The organism is Flavobacterium sp. (assembly GCF_004295795.1).
Lineage (GTDB): Bacteria > Bacteroidota > Bacteroidia > Flavobacteriales > Flavobacteriaceae > Flavobacterium.
In genome coordinates, this window is record NZ_SEBR01000019.1 from 32,712 (window position 1) to 46,099 (window position 13,388).

The 13,388-nt window shown below is 46.8% G+C and carries 14 protein-coding genes; 5 read left to right on the forward strand and 9 right to left on the reverse strand.

Annotation, left to right across the window (positions count from 1 at the left end; all coding sequences use genetic code 11):
• The first annotated feature begins 36 nt into the window (after window positions 1-36).
• The 4 genes from EOO49_RS14635 (at window position 37) to EOO49_RS14650 (ending at window position 4,002) form a co-directional block, all read left to right on the forward strand.
• Window positions 37-1,041: a glycosyltransferase gene (locus tag EOO49_RS14635; RefSeq protein ID WP_290846986.1), complete on the forward strand. Its 1,005-nt coding sequence runs from the start codon at window positions 37-39 to the stop codon at window positions 1,039-1,041.
• Entirely contained in the window at window positions 1,038-1,622 is a 585-nt protein-coding gene (gene coaE, locus EOO49_RS14640) for a dephospho-CoA kinase (protein ID WP_290846988.1), read from the forward strand. Before EOO49_RS14635 ends, coaE begins: the two co-directional genes overlap by 4 nt.
• A 72-nt stretch (window positions 1,623-1,694) precedes the next feature.
• Entirely contained in the window at window positions 1,695-3,275 is a 1,581-nt protein-coding gene (locus EOO49_RS14645) for a HAMP domain-containing sensor histidine kinase (RefSeq protein ID WP_290846990.1), read from the forward strand.
• A gap of 10 nt (window positions 3,276-3,285) precedes the next feature.
• Window positions 3,286-4,002 carry a response regulator transcription factor gene (locus tag EOO49_RS14650; RefSeq protein WP_290846992.1) on the forward strand — a complete coding sequence of 239 codons (717 nt, stop codon included), beginning with the start codon at window positions 3,286-3,288 and terminating at the stop codon, window positions 4,000-4,002.
• Between the two features lie 467 nt (window positions 4,003-4,469).
• On the opposite strand, the gene EOO49_RS14655 is transcribed toward EOO49_RS14650, so the two are convergent.
• The 9 genes from EOO49_RS14655 to EOO49_RS14695 form a co-directional block, all read right to left on the reverse strand.
• Window positions 4,470-5,201, reverse strand: coding sequence for an acyl-ACP thioesterase domain-containing protein (locus tag EOO49_RS14655; protein ID WP_290846994.1), 732 nt, complete (start codon window positions 5,199-5,201; stop codon window positions 4,470-4,472).
• Complete coding sequence (locus tag EOO49_RS14660; RefSeq protein ID WP_290846996.1) at window positions 5,201-5,824, reverse strand: hypothetical protein; 624 nt, start codon at window positions 5,822-5,824, stop codon at window positions 5,201-5,203. The genes EOO49_RS14655 and EOO49_RS14660 overlap by 1 nt, the downstream gene beginning before the upstream one ends.
• A 13-nt stretch (window positions 5,825-5,837) precedes the next feature.
• On the reverse strand, window positions 5,838-6,467 hold the full coding sequence (locus tag EOO49_RS14665; protein ID WP_290846997.1) for a hypothetical protein: 630 nt from the start codon (window positions 6,465-6,467) through the stop codon (window positions 5,838-5,840).
• A 58-nt stretch (window positions 6,468-6,525) separates the two neighbouring features.
• Window positions 6,526-7,209, reverse strand: a complete 684-nt coding sequence (locus tag EOO49_RS14670) for a hypothetical protein (protein WP_290846999.1) — start codon at window positions 7,207-7,209, stop codon at window positions 6,526-6,528.
• Window positions 7,210-7,212: 3 nt separating this feature from the next.
• A complete protein-coding gene (locus EOO49_RS14675) occupies window positions 7,213-7,869 on the reverse strand; it encodes a hypothetical protein (protein ID WP_290847001.1) in 657 nt (218 codons plus the stop codon).
• Window positions 7,870-7,916: 47 nt separating this feature from the next.
• Window positions 7,917-8,813, reverse strand: coding sequence for a tRNA (adenosine(37)-N6)-dimethylallyltransferase MiaA (miaA, locus tag EOO49_RS14680; RefSeq protein WP_290847003.1), 897 nt, complete (start codon window positions 8,811-8,813; stop codon window positions 7,917-7,919).
• Window positions 8,810-9,631: an ion transporter gene (locus EOO49_RS14685; protein ID WP_290847005.1), complete on the reverse strand. Its 822-nt coding sequence runs from the start codon at window positions 9,629-9,631 to the stop codon at window positions 8,810-8,812. The genes miaA and EOO49_RS14685 overlap by 4 nt, the downstream gene beginning before the upstream one ends.
• A gap of 20 nt (window positions 9,632-9,651) precedes the next feature.
• Window positions 9,652-11,013, reverse strand: a complete 1,362-nt coding sequence (locus EOO49_RS14690; RefSeq protein ID WP_290847008.1) for an exonuclease domain-containing protein — start codon at window positions 11,011-11,013, stop codon at window positions 9,652-9,654.
• Window positions 11,014-11,171: 158 nt separating this feature from the next.
• A complete protein-coding gene (locus EOO49_RS14695; RefSeq protein ID WP_290847010.1) occupies window positions 11,172-11,834 on the reverse strand; it encodes a YggS family pyridoxal phosphate-dependent enzyme in 663 nt (220 codons plus the stop codon).
• 84 nt (window positions 11,835-11,918) lie between these two features.
• On the opposite strand from EOO49_RS14695, the gene EOO49_RS14700 reads away from it, so the two are divergent.
• Window positions 11,919-13,388 (forward strand): T9SS type A sorting domain-containing protein, encoded by a 1,470-nt coding sequence (locus EOO49_RS14700; RefSeq protein WP_290847012.1) that lies wholly within the window; start codon window positions 11,919-11,921, stop codon window positions 13,386-13,388.

Sequence of the window (13,388 nt, forward strand, 5' to 3'; positions counted from 1 at the left end):
GTGGCTTTTTCGTTTTTTAAGGGTATCTTTGTTAACATGAAGCCGCTTTATTTCTCGGTCATAGTGCCGGTTTACAATCGCCCCGACGAAATGCGGGAATTTCTCGAAAGCCTATCCCAAACCGATTTTACGTTGCCTTTTGAGGTCGTCGTGATCGAGGACGGATCGACGATTCCATGCAAGGAAGTCGCGCAGCAGTATGCACACAAACTCCAGATTTCATATTACGACAAACCGAATTCGGGTCCGGGCGATTCGCGAAATTTCGGGATGCGCAAAGCCGTTGGCGATTATTTCCTGATTTTTGATTCCGATTGTTTGATCCCGAAGTTGTATCTGACGATTGTCGCCATGGAACTCGAGAAGAATTACGTCGATTGTTTCGGCGGACCCGATGCGGCCCACGAATCGTTTTCGGACGTCCAGAAAGCCATCAATTTTGCGATGACATCGATCATGACGACGGGCGGAATCCGCGGCGGATCGGAGACTTTGGACAAATTCCAGCCCAGGAGTTTTAACATGGGATTGTCGCGGAAAGCGTTCGAAGCATCGGGCGGATTCGGAAATATCCATCCTGGAGAAGATCCCGATTTATCTATCCGGCTTTGGGAAATGGGCTTCAAGACGCGACTTTTTGCGCGCGCTGGCGTTTTCCACAAGCGTCGCATCGACTGGAACAAATTTTATGTTCAGGTCAACAAGTTCGGAAAGGCGCGCCCGATCCTCGACAGTTGGTATCCGAAATATTCCAAACTCACCTTTTTTGCGCCGACGGTCTTCATCCTCGGAATCCCGATTTCCGTCCTTTTTGCGCTGTTTGGAATCTGGCATTTCCTTTTCATGTATGTCCTGTACTTTATTTTCGCTTTCCTGTTATCGGCTACCCAAAACAATTTTATGATCGGACTTTATTCAGTCGTTGCGATAGCCATCCAATTTTACGGATACGGCACCGGATTTCTCAAGTCATTCGTCAACATCAGATTGCTCAAACGCAAACCACAACAGGTCTTTCCTGAACTATTTTTCAAAAAATGACCAAGATAATCGGACTTACCGGCGGAATCGGAAGCGGCAAATCGACCGTTGCGAAAATTTTCGAAGAATTCGGAGTGCCGGTTTATTATGCCGATGACGCGGCCAAGGAAGTGATGAAAACGCCTCAGATGATCGCACGTCTCAAAACGGCATTCGGCGATCGTATTTTTATCGGCGACGAACTCGACAGGAAGCAACTTTCGGACATCGTTTTTTCGGATAAGTCCAAACTTGAGTTGTTGAATTCGATCGTGCATCCGGCTGTTAAAGAACATTTTAAGGATTGGTTAAAAGTATTCCCAGATTTCCCGTTCGTTATTCGCGAGGCGGCCATTCTGTTTGAAAGCGGAAGTTATAAGGATTGCGACAAGATCATAGCGGTCACGGCTCCGTCAGAAGTAAAAATCGAGCGTGTGATGAAACGCGACAATGTGACCAGGGATGCTGTCGTGGAGCGCATGGAAAGCCAATGGAGCGACGATAAAAAATTAGCGCTCAGCGACTTCGCAATCGAAAATATCTTGCTCGAAAAAACCAGGGAATCGGCTAGCGAAATCCTCAAAACTCTGAAAAAACTGTAATTTTTTGGGCGGATGTTAATGTTTGGTTAATCTATCAAACGTCTAAATGTTAAAATGTTAATTTTGTGACTAATGAATAAGTTGTATTTCCGATTGCTCGTCGTTCTTATGAGTTTGTCCCTGATCGGAATCATTCTCGTTCAGGTTTATTGGTTCAGTACGTCGTTCAAAAACAACGACGAACAGTTCCGCTTCCACGTAAAACAGGTTATGAGCAACGTGGCCGAACAGTTGCAGAAAGAGGAAATGTACAGTTTTATCACCAAGTACAACTACCTCAAGGACAGCACCGGAAAAGCGCCCGAAAAAAGCGATTTTCTCGAGTTCGGATATTATCAGCGCGACAAACGGACCAATGAGACAATCGTTTATTCGAATAGTGTCCTTTCGGAAGATTACAACCTTTCGGCGTTCTTTGATAAGTTGCCAGACAGTACAAGGATCAAAAATTTTACGGCAAAACGCACCACCGAAATCTACACCAACAAAGGTTTGGATGTTTCGGGAGTAACGGGTAAACTCACTCCGGATATCAAAATCGAGAGATCGGGAAGTGATGATGCGCTCGACATTGCGCAGTTCGAGATGTACTTTAAAGACATCGCGGCCGTGCAGCCTTTGCAACAGCGCGTCACCAAAGAGGATTTGTTGAAAATGCTCTCCAAGGAACTCGATCAGTTGGGTGTAAAAACGCCTTTCGAGTACGCGGTTTACAGCAACGGATTGGCCACGAAAGTGAAATCTGACAAGTTCGCATACGACAAGTACACTTCATATTCCATCCCGATTTTCACCAATGACGGAAATATGAACAATTACCAATTGCTCGTGAGCTTTCCGCAGAAAAAGAAATTCCTTTTCTCGGAATTGGTCGGAATTACCGTTTTGTCGATCGTATTTACATTGATCATCATCATCGCTTATTCAAGTGCTTTGAACCAGTTGATCAAACAGCGTCAGATATCGGAAATCAAAACCGATTTCATCAACAACATGACGCACGAGTTCAAGACGCCGATCGCGACAATCAATCTTGCACTCGATGCGATAAAGAATCCGAAAGTCATCGGAAACGAGGAAATGACCAAGCGCTATCTGCAAATGATACGCGATGAGAACAAACGCATGCACGCACAGGTCGAGAACGTACTCAGGATTTCCAAACTGGAGAAGAAGGAGCTCGATATTACGAAGGAATCCAACGACCTGCATGAGATTCTCGAAGAAGCGATAGAACACGTAAGCCTCATTATCGAGGACAGACAAGGTTCGATCACGACGCATTTCAATGCCAAACGCACAGACGTCCTTTTGAACGACGTGCACTTTACCAACGTTTTGGTGAATGTTCTGGACAACGCCATCAAATACACGCCGGGAATTCCCGAAATCGACGTGAAGACAGAGAACGTAAAGGATTTTGTCATCATCCGAATCAAGGACAACGGCATCGGGATGACAAAAGTGGCCCAAAAGCGGATTTTCGAGAAATTCTACCGCGAGCACACCGGCGACATCCACAACGTAAAAGGCCACGGATTGGGACTGGCTTACGTCAAGAGAATCGTCGACGACCACAACGGTCAAATATTTGTTGAAAGTGAAAAAGGGAAGGGTAGCACCTTCATAATCAAGATACCACTAATAAACTAAGCGCACAGCTATGGAAACGGAAAATAAAAAGATACTCTTGGTCGAAGACGACCAAAACTTTGGGGCCATCCTCAAAGATTACCTTACATTGAACGATTTCGACGTAACCCTGGCCAAAAATGGTATGGAAGGTTTCGAGAAATTCAAGAAGGACACTTACGACCTTTGTATCCTTGACGTGATGATGCCGTATAAAGACGGTTACACATTGGCCAAGGAAATCAGGGAGAAAAATAAAGATGTGCCAATCATTTTCCTTACCGCCAAGTCGATGAAGGAAGATGTATTGAAAGGTTATAAAGTAGGAGCGGACGACTATTTGAACAAACCGTTCGACTCCGAAGTGCTTTTGATGAAAATCAAGGCGATCATGCAGCGAAAGTCTGCCGACACGAAGAACGACAACGTGAAATTCGAGTTTACGATTGGAAATTTCCACCTGAACTCAAAATTGCGTTTCCTGACTTACAAAGATGAAGAACCTATCAAATTGTCTCCAAAGGAAAACGAACTTTTGAAACTGTTGGTCTTGCATGAAAACGATTTGATGCCGCGTGAACTCGCACTCACCAAAATCTGGAGAGACGACAACTACTTCACCTCGCGAAGCATGGACGTCTACATCGCCAAATTGAGAAAATACCTCAAGCGTGACGAAGACGTGGAAATCCTCAACATTCACGGAGAAGGTTTCAGGCTCGTGGTCAAGAACGGTGCTGAAAAATAAGAGAAATCCTCGGTTAACGCCGGGGATTTTTTTTTGGGCTGCCAGCGTTTTCCATTTGTCAGACAAAAGCAGCGTTTTGATTTCGGATTATTCAAAAACGTAGTTTGGTTTGGATGGATTTTAGCTTTCGCCGAGTTTTTGCTGTTGCGACTTTAGGGAAGCGAAGTCTGTGACTTCGCGAGTTGTGTGGCGGAGTCTGTGACTCCGAAAAAAGCGAAGCGCCTTAACTTCCTTAACGATCTTAATGGTCCAAAAAAGCCGAGCGAAGCGAGGCGTTTCGGCTTATAAAAACCAATTGAGATAGTAAGGTGGTTCTTTATCAAAAGTGCAGAAGAGCATAATCGCAAATTGAGCAAAGCGACAAGTCCAAAGATTTACAGCGAAATTGTCCCATAGCGAAAAAGAAAAGATCACAACAAGCAAGTTATGAGGGTAATTGCGTCTAGAAATAGCATTCAGCAGGAAACCTAAACAGTAACACTAAGTCCGAAACAAGCTTTGGAATCCTTCAAAATCCCAAAGTCGACCGAATCCGCATCCGAAAAAATCTCCACATCATCACCCAAAACCAACTCCTTCATAAAGTTCATGTCAATTGCCTTGACCTTGTTTTTCAAAAGAAGTCCGGCGTCGAAGTAATCGAGACACCATTCGAGATATTTCACGTTATTGGCGTGATTGACGATATCGAGATCAGAAAGCAAAACTTTGTGATCGGCAAGTTTTGACGTCAAATTGCCCAGATCGACTTTCGAGGTGCGGTCTTCGGTAGAAAAGCTGTCCGGAAATTTCTCAAAATGCTCGTGTTCCAAAGCCAAAGCCTCAGGACGACGCGAGCGCGTATTGAAAACTGCCCAAAAAGTCTCGCAACCTATGATTTTTTTCTCGCCCAGGTAAAGCTCCAAAGCACGAACCGAGCGCGAATTCTCCAAACTTACGATCCAGGTCTTGACTGTTACAAGGTCTTTCCACTTTGGCAACTCCAGAATCTCGACACGCATCCGGCTCAAAACCCAAGCTTGGTCGTGCGCTTGCATGTCGCTGAACGAAATCCCGCCAATTTCGGCATGTTCGCCAGCGGTAAGTTGCAAGATGTTACACAAATCAGTAATTCGCAAATAGCCGTTGGGAAGGCATTGCGTGAAATCGATTTTCCAGTCGCAGGAAAAAACAGACGTGAAATTTTGGGCTATCGGCATTATCTTATGACTATTCCCAAACCGAGCTGCACCGAATTCGCTTTCGAATAATACTCGCGAAATTCACCGGCCGTGTCCACATCGATGTTCGATCGGACGTAATGGGCTGTCAAAAATAAGGATAAATGATTTAGTACCGCCCAATCTGCGGTCAATCCTGAGCGGAAATCGACAGCTTCCTGGCTTCCGAAACGGCCACTTCCGGTTTTGAGATAGAAATTCGAAAACCCAATTCCGACACTCGGTTTCACACAGAATTTCGCTTCTGAACCCAAACCATAAGAAACCTCGGTAAAAAAAGATTGGTAGGTGGATATATCTACAGGTTCGGCAACTCTCGAATGATCTACAACCTTGTAAAGTGTGCGCTCAAATCCCAGATTCAACCGGAAATTCTTGTAGCGCAACGGGCTGAGATTGATTCCGTATCCGAAAGAGACATCATAGGCTTTTGCAAATTGCTGGTCTCCGAAGTGAATCGGATACAAATAATAGAAACGGCCTTGCGGAATCCCTGAGAAAGTACGGGTCGTGCGCATGTCTTCCTTGGGTTTTCCCCATTCCGACTCGTTTTCCTGAGCGTTTGTCGCAAAAAAGCAGCTTAGAAACAACAAGCAAATCATTCCGTTTTTCATATCAGTATTCTAAAGTGAAGGAAACATTTTGGGAATCGATCTCAATTTCAGCAATGTGTTCAGTCGTTTGACCCGAAGGTTGACGCGTCACATAATGCAATAGCAAGGTTTGGTTCGGATACATGCGCGCTTGCGAAACAGGCTGCTGATTGATCGACAGATCGACGTTGCCGGAGCCGATTTCGCCTTCCAGATATGCACTAACCAATTCCTCGAAACCCGTTTGAACGTAATCGATCTCAAGGTTCAGCGTTTCTCCTTCGCGATCCAGATGCGTGTCGAGGACCAATGTGTAGTTCGCACTGAAATTCGCATCTGAAATATTGTAAAAGTTCGCTTCCTCGAACTCGGCCAAAGGACTTTTGAACCGCAAGCGATAAGTCGCATCGTTTTGGGCCATCGGAAAGACCAACGTCAAATTGCCGTTCGCATCGGTTTTTCCCGAAGAAAGCAAATCCGAGGCATCGTCGTCCGAAACCGTCAATCCGGCTTTCACTCCGGCCAAAGGATTCCCGTCGCGGTCGGTGAGGTGCGTGCGGATGACGTAACGCGTTTCTGGGTCGTAACTGACGTCGCAAGCCGAAAATGCAGTCGTGCAAGCCAACGCCAAAAGCATAATTTTTGTTTTCATGATCCGGTGTAGCGTATGGGTTCACTTTCTGAAAGATATTCTTTCCTTGGCAATTTTCTCATGGGTTGATCTTGTTTTTGCGTTCGAGTTTCAATTCGCGTCTTACGGCATTTCGGCGTTTTTTTCCGGCGACGATCTCGGTAAAATGCAACGTCACGCCAACTCGCACCTGAAGGATTTCCGCTTCGGAATAAAAATCGCTTAACTCCGGAATGCTCGCTACGCCATATCGATTGTGCGCGAAAACCAGTCCGGCGTTTATGGAAATCGATCTGTACCGACGGTAATCGGCCATAAGCCCAACTCTTAACGTGTAACCATTGGCAGAGCGCCCGTCCTGGATCGCTCCGAAATAGTGCATCGAATAACCGCCCGCGATTTCCGGAACAAGACTGATTTTGTGTAAAATAGGAAATGCGTACGAAGCGAAAAGATAAGCGTCGGCATTTCCCGTATTTCCGAAACTTCCCACATACTGCTTGTCGGTTACCTGGTAAATCGTACGCTCAAGTCCGAATCCGGTTTGGAAAGCGCCTTTGGTAACCACGGTATAATTCACGACGAGTCCGCCAAAACCGGTCTGGGTTTCCGAGTGGGCGTTGTGTCCGAAAGCGATCGGATACAGATAGAAAAATCTCACGCGCGCATTCCAATCCAAGCCATTTCTGGGATTTGAGTCCATGTTTTCCGATTGCGCAAAAGCCGTAAATCCGATCAACAAAAAGAGTAGCTTTTTTCCCATTCGTCAGATCGTTATCTTAAAACTCACGGGTTCGGTACCGATTTCGATCGACTCGGAATGATCGGTCTCAATTTCCGAACCGTTTTGTCGGACGGAATAGTGCAGCATCACCGTCTGGTTCTTCCTCACGCGATAGTCGGGTCGGCGTTCCAAGTCGAAATCGTCGTTGTAATTGCTCACTCCCGAAAGTGCGCCGACGAGTTTGGCAGAGGTGATTTCAGCATCTGAGTTGTTCAGGATCAGAAAAGTCAAATCTGTCAGTTCAGCTGTTTTGAAAACCGTGACTTGCGTGATGGGAAACCGGAAACCTACACATTGTTCATTACGCACTCCGATGATTTTCGTCATTTCGTATTCGGCGATAGCCTGTCCGCCAACTTTTGTGCTGTCGGTAACCTGAACATTGATCCTTTCTGAGGTCGGTTTCGGAAAAACCATAAAAGAGTCGCCATTCGCATTCGATTTGATTTCGTTGAGACGCGAATCGTATTCCGAAGCTGTAATTTCGCTGGCCGATCGAATGGCAACGACAGCGCCTTCCACTGGATTGCCTTGGCTGTCTATTACTTTAATTCCGCACGCGATCCTCTCACTTGCATCGACGGAATCGCCACAAGAAAGGACTAACAAGGCAAGTACGATCGCGCAAAAAACTTTCATCGGGGTGTTTCCCGGAAAGATACCGATTCCCGAAAACGGTTGCGTCACTAAATCGAATTTCTCACGAACTTTACGATTTCTTCATCCTGACCGATGTTAAACCAAGTTGCTTGTTCGTTGCGTTTGAACCATGTGAGCTGGCGTTTGGCGAACCTTCGCGTGTTTTTCTTGATTTCCTCGACAGCGGTTTCGAGCGGGATATTTCCGTCGAAATAATCGAAAAGTTCGCGATAACCCACGGTTTGCAATGCATTCAAGTCGCGATTCGGGTACACATTTCTCGCTTCCTCGACCAAACCTTGGTCGATCATAACGTCGACACGCTTGTTGATTCGGTCGTAAATCGTTTCACGCGGTGCGTCAAGTCCGATTACGATAGGAGTGAAGTTTCGGGTATTGGTTTTTTGCTTTCGGAAGGACGAATACGGTTTTCCGGTTCCGATGCAGATTTCCAGCGCGCGCATCAATCGCTGCGGATTTTGGGTGTCGACTTCGGAAAAATAAACGGGATCGCGTTTTTTCACTTCAAGCTGAAGATAGCCGATGCCTTGTTTTTCGTATTCGGATGTGATTTGTTCCCGAACCGATGCCTCAATCTCCGGAAATTCATCAAAGCCTTTCAGGACAGCATCGACATACAATCCTGATCCGCCAACCAATACCGCAAAATCGCGCTTTTCGAACAATTCGTCCAATTTGGCCAGAGCTTCCTTTTCAAAATCCCCGACGGTGTAAGAATCAAAAATCGATTTGTTGTGGATGAAATGATGCTTCGCCGCCGACAATTCTCCGGCATCGGGAACCGCCGTTCCAATGGTCATTTCCCTAAAAAACTGACGCGAGTCGCACGAAATGATCTCACAGTCGAACGCATGGGCAAGTTTGATGCTCAAAGCCGTTTTTCCGATGGCCGTCGGGCCGATTATGGTAATGAGGTAGTTCATCCGTTAAGCGTATGGCCGCAGTTGTAGCAGAATTTGGCGTCGTCCCGATGATGATCGGCGTTGCAGTTCCGGCATTTTTGCGTATTCATCTGCACGTCTTGCGATTTCATCAATTGCGCTCCCACCAACCCTGTCGGAACGGCGATGATTCCGTAACCGAGAATCATGATGATCACCGATATGAATTGCCCAAGCCCCGTAGAAGGCGTAATATCCCCAAATCCGACCGTCGTCAAAGTCACGACCGTCCAATAAACGCTCATCGGAATGCTCGTAAACCCATGTTCCGGACCTTCGACGATGTACATTACTGTTCCAAGAATTACGCAAAGCACGATAACGGTAAACAGGAAAACGAAAATCTTCTCGCGACTTTTCTTGAGCGCTTCCTTGAGATGGTTTGCGGCGCCAACGAAGTGTACCAGTTTCAAAATCCGGAAGACACGCAAAAGTCTGATCGCACGCAATGCGATCAGGAAATGCCAGCCCGGAACGAACAAATCGACATAGGAAGGCAAAAGCGCCAGCAAGTCGATAATCCCGTAAAGACTTGTGGCGTAGGCGATTGGCTTCTTTACCGAAAACAATCGTCCGATGTATTCCAATGTAAAAAACGCCGTGATTATCCATTCGGCAATCGCGAGTTCTTCTCCGTAAATGATTTTGATCGAAGCGATACTTTCGAGCATTACCGCAGCAATACTGAGTAGGATCAATCCCAAAAGCACCAAATCGAAGACTTTGCCGAGTGGCGTGTCGGCCTCGTAAATGACCGTGTGCAGTTTATGCCTGAATCTGTTGTCGGCGCTTTCGTTCATACTTAAAGATAGGGAATCGCCTAGAAGTGTACAATCTTGGTGTTGGGATTCCGGCGCAGATGCATTCGGATGATTGCCGTCGTGTCGCGATTGTGTTGCATCGGAACCAAAATCTTGTGCAAAACCGCGCTATTTCTAACCTGATAGTTCAAATCGAAGAACGCGTAACCTTTGTAGATTCCGTCCTCGATCAAAACCGCGCTGCGTTCGCTCACGTTTCGGCCGCGGTCAAAAATGATCATGTTTTCGGAAGTGAACGTATAATCTGCAAGGAAAACCTCGACGCGCGAATTGTATTCCTCAACGGAAACGTCACCGACACAAGCGCCGTCGCAAGTCTTGAGTTCGTGTGCCTTGCAGCCGTTTTTCGAATCGTCGATTCCGGTGAATTTCGGGCAAAGATCGTATTTCTGCGTGAGCCGATGCACAGTTGTCTTGGCTTCGACAATCGTGTTGAAAGCCGTGATTTCCTTGCGATTGGCATCGAATTTCTCGACGACAAGGCGCATATAGCCATTTTTGTCGGTTTCCTGATAAAGCGCCCATTGCAGATTGGTCTTGGTCTGCGAGCGGTTGTACTTGGGTTTGTTGACTTTCACCTCGGCACTTTCCTTCAAAAGCGCGATCAGTTCGCTTCCGGTTTCCTCGAAAGTCACGTCGAAAACCTCGAGCTGTATCTTTTTCGATTTGGCCGATGGATTCGTGAAATGTTGATTGACGCGCTTTTTGATGTTTCGGCTTTTGCCGATGTAAACGATTTTGCCGTCTTCCTTATGAATGTAATAAATGCCGCAGCGCGAAGGCAATTTGTCAACGATATCGAGCAGTTTGGGCGCAAGACCTTTTTCGACTTCGGTTTTTATAAACGTGGAAATGATCGTCTTTTCGAGATCTTTGTCCAACAGCATTTTAAAGAGTTTCACTGTTGCCATCGCGTCTCCCGATGCCCTGTGTCTGTCGGCAACCGGAATTCCCAACGCTCTGGCGAGTTTTCCGAGACTATACGACGGCATATCGGGAATGAGACGTTGGGCCAGATCGACCGTGTCCAAAGTCTGGGCCTGGAAATCATAACCAAGCCGACGGAATTCCAGCCGAAGCACGCGATAGTCGAAAACCGTGTTGTGAGCCACGACGATGCAGCCTTCGGTAATTTCGATAATGCGTTTGGCGACCTCAAAAAATTTGGGCGCCGATTGCAGCATGGCGTTGTTAATGCCAGTGAGTTTGACCACGAAAGGCTGGATCGGGATTTCGGGATTGACCAGCGAAATGAACTGGTCGACGATTTCGTGTCCGTCGTAACGGTAAATCGCGATTTCGGTAATGCCTTCTTCGTTGAATTGGCCGCCCGTGGTTTCTATGTCGAGGATTGCGTACATTTTGGAAAAAAATTGCAGTTCAGAGCGGTTGCAGTTGCAGTGGCAGTAGCAGTGGCAGTTGCAGTAGCAGTGTTACTAGTTACAGTAGTGCCAGTTACAGTTGCGGCTCGATCTGCCACTGCCACTGCCACTGCAACTAAATGACATCGCTTTCCGAATCATCGGTTGCCAAATATACTGCTTCCAATCCGAACCATCGTACTTCCGCAAGAAATCGCGAGTTCGTAATCGCCGCTCATTCCCATTGACAGGATTTCAGGCTCGAAGTTATTTGTTTTTGGCAATTCGGATAGTTTGTCGAAAAGCGATTTCAAGGTAGTGAACTCCGATTTGATTTGTGTCTGATTTTCAGTAAAGCTTGCCATTCCCATCAAACCTTTTACTTTAATGTTTTCAAGCTTGCTGAATTCATCTGATTCAAGGATTGCGAACAGCTCATTTTCGTCCAGTCCAAATTTGGTTTCTTCATCGGCAATGAAAATCTGAAGCAGACAATCGATCGTTCTGTCATTCTTTTTGGCCTGTTTGTCGATTTCCTGAAGCAATTTCAAGCTGTCGACGCCGTGAACCAAACTAACGAAAGGCGCCATGAATTTCACTTTGTTGGTCTGGACGTGCCCAATCATGTGCCAGTCGATATCCTTGGGCATTTCCTGCCACTTGTCGGTCATTTCCTGGATTTTGTTTTCCCCGAAGACGCGTTGTCCGGCGTTGTAAGCCTCAAGCAGATCAGGCACGGGTTTGGTTTTAGAAACCGCGACCAAAGTGACGTTTTCGGGCAGGGTAAGCTTTATGGCTTCCAGATTTTTGGCTATCGACATATTCTCGTTTTTTACAAAATTAATCCATACGATCACTTTCCGGTTGTCACAAAAAGTATATTTTTGGCTCAAACACCCACAAACATGTATAAATATTTTACGCTCATCTTGTTAGCAATGACGATTTCGTCTGTTGCGCAAATGCCTGGCATCGGCTGGCAAAAGCGATATGGTTCCGGAGCCGACGCGGCATCTTGCATCATCAGGACGACAAACGGTGATTTCGTGACCTGCGGGAAAAGGCGTCAGCAAGTAGGATCGGCGGCTCGCGAAAACGGCCATGTCGCCAGGATTTCGCCCAATGGCGATCTTTTGTGGACGTACGATTTCGGTGGAAACGGCGACGATTATCTGGAATCTGTCGTCCAGTTGGACAACGGCGGCTTTTTCGCAATCGGCTACGCAGATCTTGGCGAGCAGAATTACCAGTATTTCGTTTGGGGCGTTTGGCTTGACGCCGATGGAAATCTCATCAACAGCCAATTTTTCGGCCCGACGGAATATTCGAATATCGGAATGGGTCTTGCGGTAAAAAAGACGACTGACGGCGGTTTCGTCGTATGCGGTCAAAAAGGTGGAAATTTCTTTCTGATGAAACTCAACGCCGCCGGACAGATCGCATTCGAGCAAACCTACACGCCATCGATCGGGAAAAGTCGGGCGCTTGACATCATCGAAACCAGTACGGGCGATTTCGTACTTTGCGGTACAGGATCGTCGGTGCAATATGCCAATGGCAATCAGTTGGCACTTGTCGTAAAGACGAATGCGCAAGGTGCGTTGCTATGGACGGCCACGCTAAACGAAAATGGCGACGAGTGGTATAATAAAATCCGCGAAGACGCAAATGGCAATTACATTTTGGCGGGAAACACATATTCCAATGACGGACAATTGTCGGGCAATCACGGATCGAGTGATGGCCTGGTGTCCAAAATCACGGCTTCGGGCAACTTCGTCTGGCACAGGACAATCGGCGGATCATCGGGCGAAATTTTCAAGTCACTCTTGATCGCACCAGACGGCGGCTATTACCTCGCCGGACAAACGACTACTTTGAACGACGGCCAGGTTTTTGGAAATCACAGCGCAAATACAAGTCAGGCAGATGTTTATTTGGTGAAAACAGACTCGGAAGGCAATTTCGAATGGAGCGGTTGCTACGGCGGTTCGCAATTTGAGCAGGCGTACGACATGACTTACAACGTTTCAGGACAATTGGTCGTGAGCGGCTACGCGGCATCGTCTGACGGTCAGGTCGAAACGTCCAATATCGGCCGAAGCTGGGTGCTGAAACTGGGAGAGAATCTGTCAGACAAAGATCACTCGTTAAGAGCCGTGATTTACCCGAACCCAGTTGCCGACGAACTGCATTTTTCGTCAGATGGAATACCGTTCGAAAGCGCGTCGATTTTCGATGTCAACGGACGTTTGCTGAAAATCGCAAAAGGATCGATCTCGTCTTTGGATGTAAGCGATCTGACGTCGGGAATTTATGTTTTGGAGTGCAAGGGCGGAAATTCCGTGCTGCGATCCAAATTCGTCAAGCGATGA

Bases quoted from the DNA above. Each gene is read 5' to 3' on its own strand.
- EOO49_RS14635 (WP_290846986.1), top strand. From the start codon at position 37: ATGAAGCCGCTTTATTTCTCGGTCATAGTGCCGGTTTACAATCGCCCC.
- coaE (WP_290846988.1), top strand. From the start codon at position 1,038: ATGACCAAGATAATCGGACTTACCGGCGGAATCGGAAGCGGCAAATCG.
- EOO49_RS14645 (WP_290846990.1), top strand. From the start codon at position 1,695: ATGAATAAGTTGTATTTCCGATTGCTCGTCGTTCTTATGAGTTTGTCC.
- EOO49_RS14650 (WP_290846992.1), top strand. From the start codon at position 3,286: ATGGAAACGGAAAATAAAAAGATACTCTTGGTCGAAGACGACCAAAAC.
- EOO49_RS14655 (WP_290846994.1), bottom strand. From the start codon at position 5,201: ATGCCGATAGCCCAAAATTTCACGTCTGTTTTTTCCTGCGACTGGAAA.
- EOO49_RS14660 (WP_290846996.1), bottom strand. From the start codon at position 5,824: ATGATTTGCTTGTTGTTTCTAAGCTGCTTTTTTGCGACAAACGCTCAG.
- EOO49_RS14665 (WP_290846997.1), bottom strand. From the start codon at position 6,467: ATGAAAACAAAAATTATGCTTTTGGCGTTGGCTTGCACGACTGCATTT.
- EOO49_RS14670 (WP_290846999.1), bottom strand. From the start codon at position 7,209: ATGGGAAAAAAGCTACTCTTTTTGTTGATCGGATTTACGGCTTTTGCG.
- EOO49_RS14675 (WP_290847001.1), bottom strand. From the start codon at position 7,869: ATGAAAGTTTTTTGCGCGATCGTACTTGCCTTGTTAGTCCTTTCTTGT.
- miaA (WP_290847003.1), bottom strand. From the start codon at position 8,813: ATGAACTACCTCATTACCATAATCGGCCCGACGGCCATCGGAAAAACG.
- EOO49_RS14685 (WP_290847005.1), bottom strand. From the start codon at position 9,631: ATGAACGAAAGCGCCGACAACAGATTCAGGCATAAACTGCACACGGTC.
- EOO49_RS14690 (WP_290847008.1), bottom strand. From the start codon at position 11,013: ATGTACGCAATCCTCGACATAGAAACCACGGGCGGCCAATTCAACGAA.
- EOO49_RS14695 (WP_290847010.1), bottom strand. From the start codon at position 11,834: ATGTCGATAGCCAAAAATCTGGAAGCCATAAAGCTTACCCTGCCCGAA.
- EOO49_RS14700 (WP_290847012.1), top strand. From the start codon at position 11,919: ATGTATAAATATTTTACGCTCATCTTGTTAGCAATGACGATTTCGTCT.